General features: G+C 59.4%; 20 protein-coding genes. 8 read left to right on the forward strand and 12 right to left on the reverse strand.

What is annotated here, in order from left to right; translation table 11 throughout:
• Positions 1 to 126 precede the first annotated feature (126 nt).
• A complete protein-coding gene (locus D0N36_RS04010; RefSeq protein ID WP_116939951.1) occupies positions 127 to 882 on the forward strand; it encodes a DUF4197 domain-containing protein in 756 nt (251 codons plus the stop codon).
• An 83-nt stretch (positions 883 to 965) separates the two neighbouring features.
• Here D0N36_RS04010 and D0N36_RS04015 read toward each other — a convergent pair whose 3' ends face one another.
• The 6 genes from D0N36_RS04015 to D0N36_RS04040 form a co-directional block, all read right to left on the reverse strand.
• The gene (locus tag D0N36_RS04015) at positions 966 to 1,325 is read right to left on the reverse strand and encodes a hypothetical protein (protein ID WP_116939954.1); all 360 of its coding nucleotides are present in this window, start codon (positions 1,323 to 1,325) and stop codon (positions 966 to 968) included.
• A gap of 108 nt (positions 1,326 to 1,433) precedes the next feature.
• Positions 1,434 to 2,066 (reverse strand): ABC transporter ATP-binding protein, encoded by a 633-nt coding sequence (locus tag D0N36_RS04020; RefSeq protein ID WP_116939956.1) that lies wholly within the window; start codon positions 2,064 to 2,066, stop codon positions 1,434 to 1,436.
• A 180-nt stretch (positions 2,067 to 2,246) separates the two neighbouring features.
• Positions 2,247 to 3,047, reverse strand: a complete 801-nt coding sequence (gene lpxA, locus D0N36_RS04025; protein ID WP_116939958.1) for an acyl-ACP--UDP-N-acetylglucosamine O-acyltransferase — start codon at positions 3,045 to 3,047, stop codon at positions 2,247 to 2,249.
• Between the two features lie 109 nt (positions 3,048 to 3,156).
• Positions 3,157 to 4,551: a bifunctional UDP-3-O-[3-hydroxymyristoyl] N-acetylglucosamine deacetylase/3-hydroxyacyl-ACP dehydratase gene (locus D0N36_RS04030; RefSeq protein WP_116939960.1), complete on the reverse strand. Its 1,395-nt coding sequence runs from the start codon at positions 4,549 to 4,551 to the stop codon at positions 3,157 to 3,159.
• A gap of 143 nt (positions 4,552 to 4,694) precedes the next feature.
• Positions 4,695 to 5,735: a UDP-3-O-(3-hydroxymyristoyl)glucosamine N-acyltransferase gene (lpxD, locus tag D0N36_RS04035; RefSeq protein ID WP_116939962.1), complete on the reverse strand. Its 1,041-nt coding sequence runs from the start codon at positions 5,733 to 5,735 to the stop codon at positions 4,695 to 4,697.
• Positions 5,736 to 5,892: 157 nt separating this feature from the next.
• Entirely contained in the window at positions 5,893 to 7,122 is a 1,230-nt protein-coding gene (locus D0N36_RS04040) for an HD domain-containing protein (RefSeq protein ID WP_116939964.1), read from the reverse strand.
• A 342-nt stretch (positions 7,123 to 7,464) separates the two neighbouring features.
• Between D0N36_RS04040 and porX the strand changes: the two genes are divergently transcribed.
• The gene (gene porX, locus D0N36_RS04045; RefSeq protein ID WP_116939966.1) at positions 7,465 to 9,030 is read left to right on the forward strand and encodes a T9SS response regulator signal transducer PorX; all 1,566 of its coding nucleotides are present in this window, start codon (positions 7,465 to 7,467) and stop codon (positions 9,028 to 9,030) included.
• A 66-nt stretch (positions 9,031 to 9,096) separates the two neighbouring features.
• Here the strand turns inward: porX and D0N36_RS04050 are convergent, their stop codons facing one another.
• The 3 genes from D0N36_RS04050 to D0N36_RS04060 all read right to left on the reverse strand — a co-directional run bounded on the left by D0N36_RS04050 (position 9,097) and on the right by D0N36_RS04060 (position 11,197).
• The gene (locus D0N36_RS04050; protein ID WP_116939969.1) at positions 9,097 to 9,432 is read right to left on the reverse strand and encodes a TonB-dependent receptor plug domain-containing protein; all 336 of its coding nucleotides are present in this window, start codon (positions 9,430 to 9,432) and stop codon (positions 9,097 to 9,099) included.
• Positions 9,433 to 9,486: 54 nt separating this feature from the next.
• Complete coding sequence (locus tag D0N36_RS04055) at positions 9,487 to 9,810, reverse strand: TonB-dependent receptor plug domain-containing protein (RefSeq protein ID WP_116939971.1); 324 nt, start codon at positions 9,808 to 9,810, stop codon at positions 9,487 to 9,489.
• A 130-nt stretch (positions 9,811 to 9,940) separates the two neighbouring features.
• The gene (locus tag D0N36_RS04060; RefSeq protein WP_190242509.1) at positions 9,941 to 11,197 is read right to left on the reverse strand and encodes a pyridoxal phosphate-dependent aminotransferase; all 1,257 of its coding nucleotides are present in this window, start codon (positions 11,195 to 11,197) and stop codon (positions 9,941 to 9,943) included.
• Between the two features lie 218 nt (positions 11,198 to 11,415).
• On the opposite strand from D0N36_RS04060, the gene tsaE reads away from it, so the two are divergent.
• The 3 genes from tsaE (at position 11,416) to D0N36_RS04075 (ending at position 13,847) form a co-directional block, all read left to right on the forward strand.
• On the forward strand, positions 11,416 to 11,835 hold the full coding sequence (tsaE, locus tag D0N36_RS04065; RefSeq protein WP_116939973.1) for a tRNA (adenosine(37)-N6)-threonylcarbamoyltransferase complex ATPase subunit type 1 TsaE: 420 nt from the start codon (positions 11,416 to 11,418) through the stop codon (positions 11,833 to 11,835).
• A 92-nt stretch (positions 11,836 to 11,927) separates the two neighbouring features.
• A complete protein-coding gene (locus D0N36_RS04070) occupies positions 11,928 to 13,163 on the forward strand; it encodes an alanine dehydrogenase (RefSeq protein ID WP_116939975.1) in 1,236 nt (411 codons plus the stop codon).
• Positions 13,164 to 13,307: 144 nt separating this feature from the next.
• Positions 13,308 to 13,847, forward strand: coding sequence for a hypothetical protein (locus tag D0N36_RS04075; protein WP_116939977.1), 540 nt, complete (start codon positions 13,308 to 13,310; stop codon positions 13,845 to 13,847).
• Positions 13,848 to 13,886: 39 nt separating this feature from the next.
• Here the strand turns inward: D0N36_RS04075 and D0N36_RS04080 are convergent, their stop codons facing one another.
• Together D0N36_RS04080 and D0N36_RS04085 are read right to left on the reverse strand one after the other, a co-directional pair.
• Entirely contained in the window at positions 13,887 to 14,288 is a 402-nt protein-coding gene (locus tag D0N36_RS04080) for a sugar 3,4-ketoisomerase (RefSeq protein WP_116939979.1), read from the reverse strand.
• A 206-nt stretch (positions 14,289 to 14,494) separates the two neighbouring features.
• Entirely contained in the window at positions 14,495 to 15,418 is a 924-nt protein-coding gene (locus D0N36_RS04085; RefSeq protein WP_116939981.1) for a flavin reductase family protein, read from the reverse strand.
• A 188-nt stretch (positions 15,419 to 15,606) separates the two neighbouring features.
• Between D0N36_RS04085 and D0N36_RS04090 the strand changes: the two genes are divergently transcribed.
• Together D0N36_RS04090 and D0N36_RS04095 are read left to right on the forward strand one after the other, a co-directional pair.
• On the forward strand, positions 15,607 to 16,674 hold the full coding sequence (locus D0N36_RS04090) for an SPFH domain-containing protein (RefSeq protein ID WP_116939983.1): 1,068 nt from the start codon (positions 15,607 to 15,609) through the stop codon (positions 16,672 to 16,674).
• On the forward strand, positions 16,671 to 17,597 hold the full coding sequence (locus D0N36_RS04095) for a diacylglycerol kinase catalytic domain-containing protein (protein ID WP_116939985.1): 927 nt from the start codon (positions 16,671 to 16,673) through the stop codon (positions 17,595 to 17,597). The genes D0N36_RS04090 and D0N36_RS04095 overlap by 4 nt, the downstream gene beginning before the upstream one ends.
• A 144-nt stretch (positions 17,598 to 17,741) precedes the next feature.
• Here the strand turns inward: D0N36_RS04095 and D0N36_RS04100 are convergent, their stop codons facing one another.
• Positions 17,742 to 18,332 carry a hypothetical protein gene (locus tag D0N36_RS04100; protein ID WP_116939987.1) on the reverse strand — a complete coding sequence of 197 codons (591 nt, stop codon included), beginning with the start codon at positions 18,330 to 18,332 and terminating at the stop codon, positions 17,742 to 17,744.
• A 96-nt stretch (positions 18,333 to 18,428) separates the two neighbouring features.
• Between D0N36_RS04100 and D0N36_RS04105 the strand changes: the two genes are divergently transcribed.
• Entirely contained in the window at positions 18,429 to 18,851 is a 423-nt protein-coding gene (locus D0N36_RS04105; RefSeq protein ID WP_116939988.1) for an IS1/IS1595 family N-terminal zinc-binding domain-containing protein, read from the forward strand.
• Positions 18,852 to 19,092 lie beyond the last annotated feature (241 nt).

A 19,092-nucleotide genomic window follows, 5' to 3' on the forward strand; every position in this document is an offset into this window, starting at 1 on the left:
ACCAGAACATTGCCGGCGCTTAAAGTCCGGGGGCAGTGCCTGGGTTTTGCTTTTTTGCTTTATCAGCTGACGTTAAGTTTGGTCCGGTTTGTGCAAAACCGACAACCTAACCGCTTCCTTTACGCCATGAACAACCGCTCCTTCCTTGCGCTGCCCTTGTTATTGCTGGGCCTGCACCTGCCCGCCGCGGCCCAATTCCGGCTGCCCAAGCTGGGCGAAATTTTCAAAAATCTGCCCGCGCAAACCGGTAATACTACCACCCCGCGCCCCGATGGCCTTAGCTCTGATGAGGCTGCGCGCGGCCTCAAGGAGGCACTCACGCTGGGCATCAGCAAAGGTGCCGACCAAGCCTCGAAAACCGACGGATTTTACCTGAACCGCCTTATCCGCATTCCGTTTCCGCCCGATGCGCAACGGGTGGCCACTACGCTCCGCACGCTGGGCATGGGCAGTCAAGTGGATAAGTTTGAGCTGACGCTGAACCGTGGGGCCGAGCAAGCCGCCCAAAGCGCCAAACCCATCTTCCTGACTGCCATCAAGAGCCTCACGTTTAAAGACGTGTGGGGCATCCTGTCGGGCGAGAAGGACGCCGCCACCAACTACCTCAAGCGTACCACCACCGAGCAGCTCACTACGGCCTTTCAGCCCATCGTGCAGCGCAGCCTCGACCAGGTGGGCGCCACCAAATACTACACCGACCTGACGACCCGCTACAACCGCATCCCGCTGGTAACGCCCGTCCAGACCGACCTGAACCAGTATGCCACCGGCAAGGCCATCGACGGCCTGTTCACGCTAGTGGCCAAGGAGGAGGCCAACATTCGCGAAAACCCCGTTGCCCGCACCACCGAGCTGCTCCGCCGCGTGTTCGGCCGGAGGTAGAGTGGACGAGTGACTCGGTGAATGCGTGAAAAAAGGAACGTCATTCTGAGCGAAGTGAAGAATGACGTTCCTTTTTTAAGTCTCTAATCGTAATCGGAGTTGCGGCCGCTGTTGCGGGATGAGCCGGAGGAGCCGTACTCGTCGTTTTCGTCGTCGGAGAAGTCGTTGTCGTCCAGGTCGTCGAGCGAGGTGAACTTGCCGCTGCTTTCGGGGTCGTTGCCGGCTTCGGCCTCATCGAACTCATCCTCACTCATGTTGGCCAGATCCAGCGCCTCATCGTGCGAGGAGCCGGTGTCGAGCCACATCAGGTAATCGGCGTATTTGGCCGCGAGGCGTTCCTCAGCTGAGCCTTGGGTTTTGCTGCCGCCGGCTTTGGCGAAACTATCCAGGGCATCGTCGTCACCAAAAAGGTCGTCGTCGTCGAAGTCGTCGTGCTGTGTCATGGCCTTGTCAGGGGCGGTAAATGGTGAAACGCGTTGGATTGCAAAGATACGCGGTGAAACCTTGCCAAGTTCTCTTCAGCGTCCTTAAGTAATCTGTAAAAAAACTGCTTAGCGGGCTGCCTGGGCCCCAAAATCGGTAATAAGTAGTTGCTGCCCGCAGAAGTCGTACTCCTCGGGCACGTTGCTCGATACCAGCACCGTACGGCCGGGCAGCGTGGCCGCTACGTGTTCGCGGTACCAGGCCACGCCGGTGCGGTCGAGGTTGGTGGTGGGCTCGTCGAGCAGCAGCAGCGGGGCGTCGGCGTACAGGGCCAGGGCCAGCTTGAGACGCTGCTTCATACCGCTCGAAAAGTCCCGAACCAGCTTGTGGCGCGACTTTTCGAGGTACATCAGGCGTACCAGTTCGTCGGCCGTCAGGCCCGGCCGCAGGGGTTTGAAGCGGGTGTGAAATCGAATGAGCTCGGTCAGGGTCAGCTCCTCGATAAGCTCCAGGTAGGGCGCGGCATAGGCCAGCCGTTGCGGCACGGCCTCCACGGCCACCGCCCGGTCGTTTTCACGGTATTCCACCGTGCCCTGGGTGGGTAAAATCTGACCCGAAAGCGTATTGAGCAACGTGCTCTTACCGGCTCCATTCGGCCCCAAAATAGCCGTGGCCGAACCCGTTGCAAACGTGTGGGTTAGCCCCCGGAAAATCCACTCCCGCGCAAACCGCTTGCTCAGTCCGGTAGCCGTAATTTGCATTCGTCGGGGTGTTGGGAATGTTTGATAGGGTCGATATAGCACAACGTAGGGGCGGGGCTTGCCCCTGCCCGCCGATTAAACGGGACTGTTAAACTGCCGCGTTTGGGCTGTTGTTGCGGACTCGTTCAACGGCGGGCGGGGGCAAGCCCCGCCCCTACGTGGCCTTTTCACCCCAACTACCTACTCGCCGCCGCCGTTGGAGCCGCGGCCGTAGCCTTTGATGACGCCGCGGCCAGAATTGCGGATGAAGTTTACCACCTCGTCGCGCTCGGGCGAGGGGGCCAGCTCCAGTTCAATCTGGTCGAGGGCGGCGGCGTTGTTGAGGCCGCTCATGAACAGCAGGCGGTAAAGCTGCTGAATCTCGGAAATCTTCTGGTCCGAAAAACCCCGGCGGCGCAGCCCAATGCTGTTGATGCCAGCGTAGCTCAGTGGCTCGCGCCCCGCCTTCACGAAGGGCGGCACATCTTTCCGAATCAGCGAGCCACCCGAAATCATGGCGTGCTGGCCGACGCGCACAAACTGATGGATGGCCGAGGAGCCCCCGATGATGGCATAGTCGCCGATTTCGACGTGGCCGGCCACCTGAACGGTGTTGGCCAGAATGCAGTTGTCGCCGATAACGCAGTCGTGGGCCACATGCACGTAAGCCATCAGCAGGCAGTTGCTGCCGATTACGGTTTTCAGCCGGTCCACGGTGCCGCGGTTCACCGTCACGCACTCCCGAATCACGGTGTTGTCGCCGATATGCACGGTGGTTCTTTCGCCGGCAAACTTCAGATCCTGAGGCTGGGCGGCAATTACGGCGCCCGGAAAAATGCGGCAGTTCTTGCCAATCCGGGCCCCGGCCATAATCGTGACGTTGGGGCCAATCCAGGTGCCTTCCCCGATTTCCACGTCCTTGTCAATGGTCGTAAATGGCTCCACTACCACGTTCTGGGCAATGATGGCCTCGGGATGAATATAGGCGAGCGGCTGGGTCATTCGATTTTAATTAGCAATTAAGAATTAGTAAGTAAGAATTTCACTGCCGGCGTAATTAGCGGATTCAGCAGAGAATGGGTCATTCTTGATTACCAATTACTAACTCAGATTAATTGTTCTTTTTCACAATGCTGGCCGACATTTCGGCTTCCATCACCACTTTGCCGCCCACGTAGGCCTTGCCGCTCATCTTGGCGATGCCCCGCTTGATGGGGGCCGTCAGCTCGCACTTGAAGATGATGGTGTCGCCGGGCTTCACCATGCGGCGGAAGCGGCAGTTTTCGATGCCCAGGAAGTAGGTCCAGTAGTTTTCTGGGTCGGGCACGGTGTTGAGCACCAGAATGCCGCCAGTCTGGGCCATGGCTTCAATCTGGAGCACGCCGGGCATCACGGGATTGCCGGGGAAGTGACCGGCGAAGAACTGCTCGTTGAAGGTCACATTCTTGACACCCGTCACGGTGGTGGCGTCGAGGTGGATGATCTTATCAATCAGCAGAAACGGGTAACGGTGAGGCAGGGTGGCGGCAATCTGGTTGATGTCCATCACCGGCTCGCGGCTCGGGTCGTAGGTCGGGATGGGGCTGGTGTGGGCCTCCATCATCTTCTTCTTGATGCGCTTGGCGAAGGCCACGTTGGCCGCGTGCCCGGGGCGGGCGGCCAGAATCTGGCCTTTCAGCGGCCGGCCCACCAAGGCCAGGTCGCCTACCAAATCGAGCAGCTTGTGGCGGGCGGGCTCGTTTTTGTAGCGCAGGTCCACGTTGTTGAGGATGCCTTCCTTCTTGACGGCCACCTTGGGCTTGCCCAGCATGGTAGCCAGGTCGCTCAGCTCCTCGTCGCTTACCACGCGGTCGACTACCACAATAGCGTTGCTCAGGTCGCCGCCTTTGATGAGGTTGGACTTGTAAAGTGCCTCCAGCTCGTGCAGAAAGCAAAACGTGCGCGACGAGCCGATTTCGGCGGCAAACTGGGTGATGTCGGTGAGTGAGGCGTGCTGGGAACCCAGTACCGGCGAATTATAATCCACCATCACTGTGAGGCGGTAGTCATTGAGCGGCAGGGCAGCAATTTCCACCGAGCGGGCATTGTCCACGTAGCGGATTTCGCTGGGAATCTCGTAGTAGTTGCGCAGCGCGTTCTGTTCCTCAAAGCCAACTTCCTGCAGGGGCTTGATGAACTCGAAGCTGGAACCATCCATAATAGGCGGCTCGGGGCCGTCGAGTTGGATGAGCACGTTGTCAATCTGCAGGCCCACCAATGCGGCCAGCGTGTGTTCCACGGTATTCACGCGGGCGCCGTTCTGCTCAATGGTCGTGCCGCGCGACAGGTCCACCACGTTGTCCACGTCGGCATCCACGATGGGCTGGCCAGGCAAGTCGATGCGCTGAAACTTATAGCCGTGGTTGATGGGGGCCGGACAAAACGTCATCGTGGCCACCACTCCCGTATGCAGCCCAATGCCACTGACGGTGACGGGAGCCTTAATTGTATGTTGCTTGTCGTTCATCTAAAGGAGCTAGAAGCTGCGGAAGCTAGAAGCTAGAAGAAAAGTCAATAAGGAAGGCCGAAAGCAGCAAAATCAAAGCAAGGCAGCCAACGAATTCTAACTTCTAGCTTCCGCAGCTTCTAGCTCCTTTCAGAAACGCAAAGCTAGGGCTTTTCCGGCGGCTGGGCTTGCTGTTCTAGCCGGTGCAGGCGGCGCTCCAACTCGGGCAGGTGGCGGAAAACGGCGTTGGCCCGCAGGCTGTCGCGCAGGTTGAAAGCCGGCGAGCCCTGCAGCAACACACCTTCCTGCTTGATGGATTTGCCCACGCCCGACTGGGCCGTAACGGTGGTGCGGTTGGCCAGCGTGAGGTGGCCGGCCATGCCCACCTGCCCCGCCAGCACGCAGAAATCCCCGATTTTGGTGGAACCCGAAACGCCCGTTTGCGACGCAATAACCGTGTGTCGGCCGACTTCTACGTTGTGGGCCAGCTGCACGAGGTTGTCGATTTTAGCGCCTTCGCGGATAACGGTGGAGCCCAGCGTGGCGCAGTCGATGGTGGCGTTGGCGCCGATGCTCACGTTGTCTTCGAGCACCACGTTGCCGATTTGCGGAATGGTGCGGTAGGAGCCGTCGGGCTGGGGCGCGAAGCCGAAGCCATCGGAACCGATAACGGCCCCGGCGTGCACCGTGCAACGCTGGCCAATCACGGTTTCGGCGTAGATTTTGGCCCCGGCGTACAGGATAGTACCGTCGCCGATTTTCACCCGGTCGCCGATGAACACGTGCGGAAAAATCACCACGTCGGCCCCAATCTCGCAGTTTTCGCCGATGTAGGAGAAGGCCCCGCGGTAGTGGTTGGCCCCAATGCTCGCGCTGGCCGCCATGTAGGCCGGCTCCTCGACGCCGCGCTTGCCGGTGCGGCTGGCCTGTTGGTAGAATTCGAGCAGGGCTGTGAAGCTGGTATAGGGGTCGTCGACGCGGATGAGGGCGGCGGCCACGGGCTTTTTCAGCTCCAGCGTGCGGCTCACAATTACCACCGTGGCCTGAGTGGTATAGAGATGGGGCTCGTATTTGAGGTTCGACAGAAACGAAAGCGAGCCGGTCTGGGCCTCTTCAATCTTGGCCAGCCGGTTGATGGGCTGAGTCGCATCGCCCTCCACAGTTCCTTGCAGCACTTCGGCTATCTGACCTACGGTAAATTCCATGAGGGCAAAAGTAGTGGTTAGTGATTAGTGGTTAATAAAATCGTCTGTCAGCCTGAGCGAAGCGAAGGACTTATCCCGCTAAGATGGTCGTTTAGGTAGGATAAGGTCTTCGCTTCGCTCAGGATGACAGGTGTTTTGTTCTCACACTAACCACTAATTACAATATCTCCTTGGGGTAGCAGATATAGTGCTTCTCGACGCGCTGGCTCAGGGCCTTGATGTTGGGTAGGTCCGAGGCTTCGGCGGCGTTAACGACTTCGCCGCGCTTCGTGAGCACATCGATGGAGTCGTGGCCGTCGGCGTCGTAGGCGTTGTTGCTGATGCGGCCGGCAATCATGAGCTGGGCGGCTTCGGCGGGCGGTAGTTTGAAGCGAGCGGCAATCAGCTCGACGATGCCGAGCTGGAACTCTTCCTCGAAGGGCTCGGTCTGGAGCGTGATTTTGAATAGGTGGCGGTCGAGCAGGCTTTGGGCCAGATAGCGCAAGACGGTGTCGGGGTGGTCGGCCCAGAGCTTCACGGCGCCCCACACGTCGGTATCGTCGAGGCGGGCGAAGCGGCGCAAGATGGTGTCATCGGTTTCGAACTGCTCCTGCGTCACGTTGCGGGTCAGGAAGAAGTGCAGGTTAGGCGAGGCGGGTACTTCGGTGCCGCCGCGCGCCAGGTCGCGGGCCCGCTGCATAATGCGAATCACCATCTGTTCGGCGCTGGTGACGGTTTTGTGCAAATACACCTGCCAGTACATCAGCCGCCGGCTCACCAGAAAGTTCTCGATGCTGTACACCGCCTTCTCTTCCAGCACCAGCCGCTCGTCCACCACGGTCAGCATTTTGATGAGGCGGTCGGCGCCGGGGCGGCCCTCCTGCACGCCGGTATAAAACGAGTCGCGGTTGAGGTAGTCCAGCCGGTCCATATCTAGCTGGCTGCTGACGAGCTGGTGGAAGAACGGCCGCTCGTAGGTGCCCTGAAAGATGGTAATGGCCAAATCCAGCGCCCCCTCAAACTCGGCGTTCAGCTTGCGCATGATGTGCAGGCTCACGGCTTCGTGGTGCACATCGTGGAAAATGCTGCGCTCCAAGGCGTGGGAAAGGGGCCCGTGGCCGATGTCGTGCAGCAGAATGGCTGCCATGGCCGCCTCGCCCTCGGCGGCCGAAATCTTTACGCCCTTGTCCTTGAGCGTGCGCAGGGCCAAGGACATGAGGTGCATGGCGCCCAGCGCGTGGTGAAAGCGCGTGTGTAGCGCCCCGGGGTACACGAACATAGTCAGGCCCAACTGCTGAATCCGCCGCAGCCGTTGGAAGTAAGTATGCTCAATCAGGTCGAAGAGCAGCTCGGTTGGGATGGTGACGAAGCCGTAGACGGGGTCGTTGAAAATCTTCTTTTTGTTCATCTGGGACGGTGGAAGGCAGCGGGTTATCGGCGTTGGAATCAGCCCGGAAAACGAATACCTGAAACAGGCAGGGCAGCTCAGTTGTAGTAGCTGGGAGAAGTCAACCCGTTAATTTTTGATTTCTTTACGGCGGAGTTGACCTGAAAAATTGTCAGCCGGGAAGAAAAAACAACCTAAAGGCAAGGATTGAGAGTAAAGCTACTTACGAAACGGCAGTTATAAACCCTGCCAGCAGCCCGGTTTTCCGGGGTTGCTTAGCTGGCGCACGGTAATTGCCGAAGCTATTTCTATTAAGCGCCGGGCAACTGCCCGGGCTTTCCTTTGTAACTCTCAACCTGCCATATGCAATCATACTCCATTCTTTGGGCCGACGACGAAATCGACCTGCTTAAGCCGCACATTCTCTTTCTGAAAGAGAAGGGTTACGACGTAACCGCCGTCAACTCCGGGACCGACGCGGTGGAGGAAATCCAGGAAAAAACTTACGACATCGTCTTTCTTGACGAGAACATGCCTGGCCTGACGGGCCTCGAAACCCTTACCGAAATCAAGGCGTTGCGCCCCACCGTGCCGGTTATCATGATAACCAAGAGTGAGGAGGAGCACATTATGGAGGAGGCCATCGGCAGCAAAATTGCCGATTACCTCATCAAGCCCGTCAACCCGAACCAGATTCTGCTGGCAGTGAAAAAGGTGCTCGACAACAAGCGCCTCGTGAGCGAGAAAACCAACTCGGGCTACCAGCGCGACTTCCGTCAGCTGGGCATGCAGCTCGGCGACCGGCTCAGCCCCAGCGAGTGGGCCGACGTGTACAAAAAGCTGGTGTACTGGGAGTTGGAAATCAACGAAACCGAAGGCAAGAGCATGGCCGAGGTTTTCAACATGCAGAAGGATGAGGCCAATACCTACTTTGGCCGCTTCATCCAGGAAAATTACGAGGACTGGCTGCACGGTGATGAGGACGCGCCGCTGATGTCGCACCAGCTGTTTCAGAAGCGGGTGTTTCCGCTGCTCAAGGAAACCGGCGACACGCCCGTGTACTTCATGCTCATCGACAACCTGCGCTACGACCAGTGGAAAGTGCTGGAGCCGATTATCGCGGAGATGTTCACCGTCGACCAGGAGGAAACCTACTACAGCATCCTGCCTACCACCACGGCCTACGCCCGTAATGCCATCTTCTCGGGCATGATGCCGAGCGAAATCCAGAAGAAATACCCCAATCTGTGGGTGTGGGACGACGACGACGAGGGTAAGAACCTGCACGAGGCCGAGTTCCTGGAAATCATGTTCCAGAAGGCCAACCAGAAGCACAAGTTCAGCTACCACAAGGTAACCAACCTGCAGGCCGGCAAGGACTTGCTGGGCAAAATGGCTAACCTGCACAACAACTACAAGCTCAACGTCATCGTCTACAACTTCGTGGATATGCTCAGCCACGCCCGCACCGATATGGCCATGATTCGGGAGCTGGCCGCCGACGAATCGGCCTACCGGAGCCTCACTAAGTCGTGGTTCCTGCACTCGCCGCTGTATGAGATGTTCCAGCAGATTGCTGAGCGCAAGGGCAAGGTCATCATCACCACCGACCACGGCACAATTCGGGTGAAGCGCCCCTACAAAATTGTGGGCGACCGGAACACCAACACCAACCTGCGCTACAAGCACGGCAAAAACCTGGGCTTCGACGATACTAAGGACGTGTACACTGTGCGCAAGCCCGACAACATCTTCCTGCCCCGCGAAAATGTGAGCACCGCCTACGTGTTCACGGTCGGCGACTTCTTCTTCGCCTACCCCAACAACTACAACTACTACGTGAACTACTACAAGGACACGTTCCAGCACGGCGGCATCTCCCTAGAGGAGTGCATCATCCCGTATGTAACGCTGAGCCCGAAAGGGTAGGGGTACTGTTAGGTAAAACAGAAGAGGGCCGCCATTTATGGCGGCCCTCTTCTGTTTTACGGAAATCTACTTAAGGTCAATGCCAGGTTTCAACGTGATTAAAACAACGCCATTTTTAGCCAAATCACCATAGCGGTTAGTCGCAGCCGGTGCCTTCATAACTCTGACAGAATCAATCTGGTCTGGATTAATTTGGGGAACGTGTAAGCTATCTACGACCATGCCGTTGACAACGAAGAGAGGCATAGATTGCAGCTTTACTGGTCCACAATAGATACGGATGCCAGTTGCTGTATCAGGCTTGATGGGAGCTGTGACGCGAACTTTACCGACCAGTACGTTTTGGGCGCTGGCAGTAAGCCCTAATAGTAATAGCGGAAATAGTAGAAAACGGCTCAGCATGACGTTCTGATTGATTACGGGTACTTTGTAAACAGCTTCAATGTTATCAAATTGCTAGCGGCCGGTTTTAGCTGGTTTCGTTGTAATTAATATTGCTCCGTCCTTGGCCTTCTCACCATAACGGGCAATGGCGGTATTTCCCTTCAGCACGTTAACAGCCTCAATCTGGTCGGGGCTGATATCCGACAGTTGGAAGGCATCGATAACTTTGCCATCGACAATGTAAAGCGGAGTTGGCTTGGCATTTATACCAGTTGTGATACTGGCATTGCTGGCCGGCCGGTTAAGTCCGATACGCTGATTTTCGGGAGCCGAAGCGGTTTGGGCGCTGGCGGCAAAGCCCAGTAGCAGTAGCGGAAGCGTCAGGAGGCGGGTCATGGCTTACGAAGTATAGTGAGAAAATACTAACAGAAAAGCGTGAGTATCTGCGTGTTCATAGCTGGTAGATAAGCGGTTCGGTGAATAAACGTGCAGCAGGCCGGAAAAGTGACCTTCCCACTCCCGCTGCCTACCGCAACGCCTCCAAAGCTGCCCGCAGCCGGGGCAGCGCCGCCGCAATAGACTCGGCCGAAGCCCCGCCCACCGACATCCGGAACCACGGCGCGGTGCCATCGGTGCCGAAGGCGCTGAATGGCACCAGCGCCAGCTTCGCCTCACTGATGAGGTAAGACGTTATTTGCTGGGTCGTATCGAGCCGCTGGCCGGCAGGGGTGGTGCGGCCCAGTACGTTGAGTTTGGCGGTGAGGTAGATGGCGCCCATAGGTACCAGCGAATCGACGGGCAGGCCGTCTGCCTTCATCGTTTGCAGGCCCTCGTGCAACAGGTTCAGGCTACGCTGGATTTTATGTTTGAAGCCGGCCATGTACGTGTCCACGGCCTCCGTCTGGGGCAGGTACTGGCCCACGGCTACCTGCTCGGCCTTGGGGGCCCAGGCGCCTACGTGGCCCAAAATGGCCTTCATCTTGTCGATGACCTTGTTTGGCCCGAATGCGTAGCCCACCCGCACGCCGGTGGCGGCCAGGCACTTCGAGATACCGTCGATGTAAATGGTGTAGTCGCGCAGGGCGGGGCGCAGGCTAACCGGGTCGTAGTGCTCGGTGGCGCCGAACGTCAGGAGCCAGTAAATCTGGTCATAGAGCAGGTAAAGAGGCTTTTCGTTGGGGCCGCGGCGTTGGTTTTCGGCCAGCACCAGGTCGCAGATGGCTTCCAGGTCTTCGCGGCTGAACACGGTGCCGGTGGGGTTGAGCGGGGAGCACAGCGCCAGCATGGTGGCGCCGGCCAGATGTGGGGCCAGGTCGGCGGCGGTGGGCATGAAGTTGTTTTCGGCGCGGGTTTCCACCATCACGGCCTCGGCACCCGAAAGGTGGCAATAGTGGTTGTTGTTCCAGCTCGGCACCGGAAACACCACCCGGTCGCCGGGATCCACGAGGGCCAGATAGGTGGCGTAGATGAGCGGGCGCGAGCCGCCGGCCACCAGAAAATCGGCTGCTGCGTACTCCAGGCCCAGCCGGCTGGCGGTGAAGGCTGCCGCCGCCTCGCGCAGGCCGGCCATACCGTTGGCGGGCGGGTAGTTGGTCTGCCCGGCCTCGTAGGCGGCCATAATTCCGGCCTTCAGCTCGGTCGGAATCGGGTATTCGGCCGGGTCGAAGTCGCCGATGGTGAGGTTGCAGATTTGCTCGCCCTGGCGAATCATATCGTTGACCTCGTTGCCGATTTTGATGATTTCGGAGCCAATCAGGCCCGCGGCCATTTGCGAAACGTGCATCGTATGGGAGTGGTGAGTAGTTAATGTGGAGACATGAGTGGAACGTTATGCGGAGCGAAGCCGAAGCATCTCTACTGTTTTGCCGCAGAACCATTGATTGATCAGCGGTAGAGATGCTTCGGCTCCGCTCCGCTCAGCATGACGTTCAACTCATGTCTCCTAAAAGTACGCAACGGCCGCGGGTTGGGGTGCGCGGCGGCCGGTGTACCTTTGCCACTATGCGCACGATTTCCATTCCCAGCCTGGCCGACCTGCCCGCCGCCGCTGCCCAGGTGCGGGCTGCCCTTGGGGGCCACACCATTGTTTGCTTCGAAGGCGAGATGGGTGCCGGCAAAACCACCTTTATCAAGGCGCTGTGCCGCGAGCTGGGCGTGGCCGATGAAGTCAGCAGCCCCACTTTCGCGCTCGTCAACGAGTACCGCACGGCCGCCGACGTGCCCGTGTACCACTTCGATTTTTACCGCCTGGATGAGCCTGCTGAAGCCGAGGGAATTGGCGCTTGGGAGTACTTCGATTCTGGCTATCTTTGCCTGATTGAGTGGCCTGGCCGCGTGGCGCCCCTGCTGCCCGACCACCGTCTCACTGTCACGCTCACCGTCACGGGAGCCTCTTCGAGGCAATTAAAAATTGAGGATTAAGAGTTAAAAATTGCTCCGCTAGCGGCCAGCTTGGCTCAAAAGGAACAGTGCTTAACTTTTAGTTTTTCACTTTTGATTTTTAATTAAAGACAATGCCCCAAGCAGTACCATCCGGCTTCGAGTCGCTGGCCGCCAGCCGCGCCTACTTCACCCAGGAATCGATGCTGGCCGTGGAAACGCGCAAGCGGAAGCTGTTTATCGGGCTGCCCCGCGAAACTTCCCTGCAGGAAAACCGCATCTGCCTTACGCCCGAGGCCGTGAAGCACCTGGTGGAAGGCGGCCACGAAATTCTGCTCGAAAGTGGGGCTGGGGAGCCCAGCCGCTATTCCGACCACGAGTACTCCGAGGCCGGCGCTACTATTGCCTACTCGCAGAAGGAGGTGTTCGAAGCCGATATCATCCTGAAAGTAGCTCCCGCCACCTATGAGGAAATGGAGTACCTGCGAGCCGGCCAGACGCTGATTTCGGCCCTGCAGTTTGGCACGCTCACGGCCGACTACATCACGGCCCTGTTGCGCAAGAAAATCAACGCCATCAGCTTCGAACTGATTAAGGACCCGAGCGGGGCGCGGCCGGTGGTGCGGGCCATGTCGGAAATTGCCGGCTCAACTTCGATGCTGATAGCGGCCGAGTACCTGGCGGCCCGCGGTGGCGACGAGGGCAAGGGCATCATTCTGGGCGGCATTACCGGCGTGCCGCCCTCGCAGGTGGTTATTCTGGGGGCTGGTACGGTGGCCGAGTATTCGGCGCGGGCGGCCATCGGGCTGGGGGCTGAGGTGAAGGTGTTCGACAACCACCTTTATAAGTTGCGCCGCCTCAAGCAGCACCTTAACCAGCCCCAGCTCTACACCAGCACCCTCGACACGTTCGCCCTCAACCAGCAGTTGCGCCGCGCCGACGTGGTGATTGGGGCACTCAACCCCGAGGAGGGCCGTATTCCGTTTATGGTGTCGGAAGAGGCCATCTCGCAGATGTCGCCCGGCTCGGTAATTATTGACGTTAGCATCGACCAGGGCGGTTGTTTCGCTACGAGCGAAGTAACCAGCCACGCCAAGCCCGTTTTTCGCAAGTACGACGTCATTCATTACTGCGTGCCCAACATTGCCTCGCGGGTGCCGCGCACGGCTACCAACGCGCTGAGCAATATTTTCACACCCATCCTGCAGGAAATCAGCCAGCACGGCGGCGTAAATGAGGTGCTGTTCACCAACGAGCACTTCCGCTCCGGCGTGTACGCCTACAAAGGCTCACTCACCAACGCCAGCATTGCCCGCCGCTTCAATATGCGCTATAAGGAGCTGGCCCTGATGATTGCCGTCAGGAATTAGGGACACAAATCAGGACCAGCTCTTGATAGCGCGAATTATATGGGCATAAGCTTGCGTTGGAGTTCGTTGATTTGTAGATTTCATGGACGGCTGCAACGACTGGATTAGCGTTGGGCTCCTGCCTTGGAAACGAACTATCCGGTTATGCTCAAGCTCTCTATCCTTACTACCGGGCTGCTGCTGGCTGCTGCTGGGACCCCGCAGGCCTGGGGCCAGTCGTTGCCGCTGGGCGCCGATACGGCCGCGGTATCGGCCTTTCTTCCTGACCTAAGTACCCTGCGCTACGACCGCACCGACACGCTCCGGGCCGTGCAGCACCTGTTTATGCGGCGCTCCAAAGCCATGCGCAGCTGGCTGGAGGGCGGTACGGCCCTGATGGCTACCGGCGCCGTAAAGAAAACGCTGGCGGTTACCCGCAGTAAAAAGGAACGCCGAGAACACGAAGCTCACTACCACGACTTGGAGCAGAGCGCCAATCAGGATTTGCTAATTGGCACCCTAATGGCGGGCTACGGCGCCTTTCGCTACGCCCGTTTCGGGCCCGAACGGTACCAGCGGGTGGTGGCCGCTTATCAGGAGGGGCAGCCGCTACCGCCCTACCTGAACCGGAAGCTTAAAACCAAGTATTTCCGGCTCCTGCCGATGGGAAGCCGCAAAGAACGGGCTCAAGCCATGGGGCAGTAACGGGCTATTGGTGCTGGTCAACTCAAATCTTTGCATTCGTTACCGGCTCAGCAACCGGGCGAAGTCATCGTAGTCGCGGATGTAGTCGGCCTCATCGTACTCCTGCGAGGCCAGGCACATGAGTACCGCGCCGGGGCCGAAGCGGATTTCGCGCCAGCACAGCGGCGGCACGTAGAGGCCCTGCGTGGGCCGGTCGAGGCAGAAGATGTGGCGCTGGCGGTCGGGCGTTTCTACCAGCAGCTCGATGGTGCCATGGACAGCCACAATCAGCTGTTCCAGCTCGTGGTGGGCGTGGTTGCCGGCTACTTTGGTGGTGGGTACGTCGGCCGTCCAGTACACGCGCCGCACCGCAAACGGTAACTGCCCGCCTTCCGCGATAATCAGCTGGCCCATTTCAGCAGAGCCATTGGAAGGAAAATCGAGCAGGTGCGGGAGCGGCATGAGAAGCGGACAGGGGAGGGGCTGGGCCGGTTCGGGCAATCGGCCGCCGGTAATTCACAAAGAAACGAATAGCAGCAGCAAGCTGAAGGGGCTTAGTGCGAGAACGTCATTCAGAGTGCAGCGAAGAATCTCGCGTGAGTCATTGAGCAATTATCATTCAACGAAGCCACGCGAGATTCTTCGCTGCGCTGAATGACGTTCTTCCACTAACCACTAACCACCGATTCGGCCAGCAGCAGCGTCTTCCAGGCGTCGAGCAGGCGGCCTTCCTCCAGCAGCTTCTGGCCCAGTAGCACCAGCTCGTGGCGCTGGCGGGTGGGGTCGGCGGGGTGCTGGCTGAGAGTATAGCCCACCAGAGGCTCGTGGCGGAAGGCGGCTACTTCTTCGGAAGTCGGTATGGATTGGACCTCGATGTTGGCCAGGCGGCCTAGGTTGTTGCCGGTGAGCACCTCGGAGGTGCGGATGAACTCGGGGAGCTGGTCGATGCCAATGCCCAGGTTGCGGTTGGGTTTGGGTACCTCGAACAGGCTGCTGCCCGAGGCGCGGCAGTACCAGTCGCCGCCGAGGCGGGCAATGGCGTCGAGCTTGAACGGGTCGATGCCCGAGCCGGAAGGCAGCACAATGTCTTCGCGGAAGTGGGCCAGCACGACCCGGCAGATGATCAGGTTGCCGGCCCCGTTGTTCTGGCCCAGCTCAATCACCTGCTCCACTACGCACTCGAAAGCGGCTGGCGCTTCGGCCACTCGTGGCGGCCGAACTTTCTGGCTGGGTAGCTCCGTAAAACCGGCCTTCACGAACTCGTTGACCCCTTTGCCGTACTCGGTGCTGGACAGCGACATCTGCTCGACCATGGCGTAGTCGCAGACGTGGATGACGACTTCGGCCACCTCTCGCACGTTTTGCAGCGTGTGTTTCTGGGAGTTGTCGCGCACCCGGTTGGCGGGCGAAAACACCAGGATGGGCGGGTTGGAGCCGAAGCAGTTGAAGAAGCTGTAGGGACTCAGATTCACGCTGCCGTCGGCGCTAACGGTGCTGGCGAAGGCCACGGGGCGCGGGGCAATGGCACCCACCATAAAGGGGTGCAGCTCGGCCGGCGTGAGTTGAGTGGGGTCGATGGTGCGGAAGGACATGGGGCGAAGGTCGGAATAGTCGGCCGGAAATCCGTTGTGGGGTGGTTTGGGCGTGGAGTATTGTTCGAGCTACAGAAAAACGTCAGGCTTGGCTGCGCGCTGCCAAGCTGCGTTTTCTGTAGTACTGTAAAAATGCCTCATTCCATCCTAAAAGCTATACTTTTAGCCCGCATCTCCAACCCGCCCTCATGTTCGGAATCAACCACATCAAGTTCGATTCGATGACCTACGTCATCCACTACCAAAACGGCCGCGTGCAGAAGGAGGGGCGCGGGCTATCGTTCTATTATTTTGGGCCCAGCAGCTCCATTGTGGCCATTCCGATGGGCAGCAACGACCTGCCCTTCATCTTCAACGAAACCACCGCCGACTACCAGACCGTCTCCATTCAGGGGCAGATAACCTACAAGGCCGGCGACCCGCGCCAACTGGCCGAGCAGCTCGATTTTACGGTGGATAACCGGGGTGTTTACAAGAAAAACGAGCTGGAAAAGCTGCACCAGCGCATCATCAATGAGGCCCAGACTGCCACTTCGACCTTCGTGCAGCGCCTGGGCCTGAAGGACGTGATGCGCTCGGCCAAGGCCGTGGAAGTGAACATCGGGGAGGGGCTGGCGGCCTCCACGGCCATCCGGCTGCTGGGCATTGAGGTGCTGGCCGTGAACATCCTGGCCGTGCGGGCCACCCCCGAAATGGGCCGGGCGCTGGAAACCGAAACCCGCGAGAAAATTCAGCAGGAAGCCGACCAGGCCATTTTTGAGCGCCGCAACTTTGCCGTGGAGCAGGAGCGCCGGATTCGGGAAAGCGAGCTGAACACCGAAATTGCGGTGGAGGAGAAGAACAAGCAGATTGCCGAGAAGCAGATGGAGGGCGAGATGCAGCGGGCCACCAGCACCCGGCAGCTGCGCGAGATGCAGGTGCAGGCCGATATTGCGGTGGAGGAGCAGCGCCAGCGCCTGATTGAGCAGGCCGCCGCCAACCAGCGCACCGAAGCCGAAACCCGCGGCTACGTGCTCGAAACCACGCTGCGGCCCTACAAAGAGATGGACTGGAAGCTGCTGGTGGCGCTCAACAACAACCCCGACCCCCGCTTTAATATTGCGCTGGCCTTCCGGGAGCTGGCCGAAAACGCGGGCAAAATCGGCAACCTCAACATCTCGCCCGACCTGCTCGACTCGCTGCTGCAAAGCCCGCAACCGTCCTCGGCCGAGCGCCCTGATACCCGCAACGACAACCGCGCCGGTAACCGCCGATGAGCCAGCGCGACTACGCCATTCTGGTGCGCGGCAAAACCCGGCTCGAACAGCTCGTGGAGCGGTTCAATACGCTGGGGCAGGCCCGGTTCTACATCGAAAGCGCGGGCGGCGAATTTGCCGAGTACGAGGCCGAAAACGACCGATTTCAGGAGTCGTTTTCGCTGGTGCAGCGGCAGTTATCGGCCCTGATCAAGAACAAAATCGTGGAGCGCCGCTTTCTGCCCGCGTTCCTGTTTGATGCGCGGCAGTTGGTGGTAGTAGTGGGTCCCGATGGGCTGGTGGCCAACACGGCCAAGTACGTGGGCCAGCTGCCCATTGTGGCCATCAACCCCGACCCGGCCCGCAACGACGGGGTGCTGCTGCCCTTCACGCCCCGCACGTTTGGGCCGGCCGTCGAGCGGGTGCTGGCCGGCAAGTTCAGCGTGCGCGAGGCGGCGCTGGCTGAAGTGCGCCTGCAGGACGGGCAGCGGCTGCTGGCCTTCAACGACCTGTTCATCGGGGCCGCCTCGCACGTGTCGGCCCGCTACCGCATCCGCTACCAGCAAACCACCGAAACGCATTCTTCGTCGGGCATTATCGTTTCTACGGCCTCGGGGGCTACGGGCTGGCTGAGCTCGGTATTCAACATGAACGCCGGACTGGTGGAGTTTCTGGACCCCGATGAAGACGCCCCACCGCGCCCCGCGCTGGCCCCCGACGAGCTGCTGTTTGTGGTGCGTGAGGCCTTCCGGAGCCAGCGCACCCAGTGTGGCCTCACGGCGGGTGTGCTGAATGCGCAGGTGCCGCTGGTGGTCGAGTCGATGATGCCGGCCAACGGCGTTATCTTCTCCGATGGCGTGGAAAGCGACTTTCTGCACTTCAACGCCGGCGCCATTGCCACCATTGGCGTAGCGCCGGAAAAGGCTAACCTGGTAGTAGCGTAGGGGGCTAGGGCCCGCCCGCATTTGAATGAGTGTGCAAACTCAAACAGGCAGAACTATTTGATGGCGGGCAGGGGCACGCCCCGCACCTTACGCGCTTCTTTCCTGACTGCTACGGCAATAATGCGCTGCCGGCCGTGGTGGCAGCTAAGTAACGTGCGGCGCGCGCCCCACCCATACCCAGCCGTGGGGTATTACCAAAAAGCTTCGGCCGACTTCCAGTGTACGCACCGTATGTTCTTGGCGCAGCAGCCGGGCGGGCCAGCCGTGGGGGAAATTATCGGCGTCGAGCCACTTTTGCTGGCGGTGAGTGGTCCAGGTGAGCTGGTCGGCGCCCGGTAGCGCCCGGTACTCGGGGGGCAGGAGTGGCCCGGCTGGCACCGCGTCGCCAAAGGTGTTTTCGTACCACTCGATGCGGCCCTGGGTGCCGACTACTACCTGGGAGAGATATACGAAATCGGTGTCGGCGAGCCAAATGGCTGCGTAAACCGGCTCGGTGAGCGGCGCAAGTTGCTGCTGCCAACGCTGAAGCGTTTTCAGCAGATAGGTAGCGCCCAGCTGCCGGACCACTTGCGGCAGCGGGTGGCGGGCGTGCCGAAACCGGTGCAGCGGCCCGAGCCGGAGCTTGGCGTAATCGTAGTGGAACTGCCGGAGGTGCGCTGCGGACAAATCGGGCAGTAGTGCGCAGTCCCGCGCTGTGAGCCGCACGTTGCGGTTGAATCCGCGTATCTTTTTCATGGAAGAAATGTAGAGATAAAAGCAAATATTTGCTCAACTGCTATATCTTTACTAAATAGCTATAGCTTTAAGCCGGTATCCCTTTATCCGTGGCCCATGTCCCAGCTCCGCTGCCCCAAATGCGAATCGATGGAAGCTACGAAAAGTGGCATTGTGGGCGGCCGGCAGCGGTATAAGTGCCGTAACTGTGGCTACCATTACTCGGTGGCCAAGGCCGGTAAGGAAACCAACCCGTACTACGTTATTAAGGCCCTGCAGCTGTATGTGGAGGGCGTGAGCTACCGCGAGATTGAGCGGCTGCTGGGCGTAAGCCACGTGAGCGTGATGAACTGGGTGAAGAAGTACGGTGTGAAGGCGCCGCGGCAGACCGACTACCACCCGACCTACAAAATCCTCAATCAGAAGGAGCTTGCCGAGTTTTTTCAGAACCCCGATAATGTTAAGGGCTCGGGGATGATGATAACCGAACTGGGCGACAAGTACATGCTGATTAAGTGGGAACGGTTCCGGCAGGCCTGAAGCTATAGGCGCTTAGCGGAAGTATAGCCAACGTGCGGATTTGCGGGCGGAGATTTTTCTATTTGGGGACACCGGAGCGCGGCTGTTGAGGCTGTGGCTTGCGGGGTTGACTCAGATCCGTCCCATTTCTCCCCACCCTCATGCGTAAGATTTACTACCCACTGGCCCTGAGCGCCTTGCTGCTGGCCACTGCCGCCTCGGCCCAGGTGCAGCCGCCGCCGCCGGCAACGCGCCCGCCCCG

Origin of the sequence: Hymenobacter lapidiphilus (assembly GCF_003417065.2) — a bacterium.
Taxonomy (GTDB): domain Bacteria; phylum Bacteroidota; class Bacteroidia; order Cytophagales; family Hymenobacteraceae; genus Hymenobacter.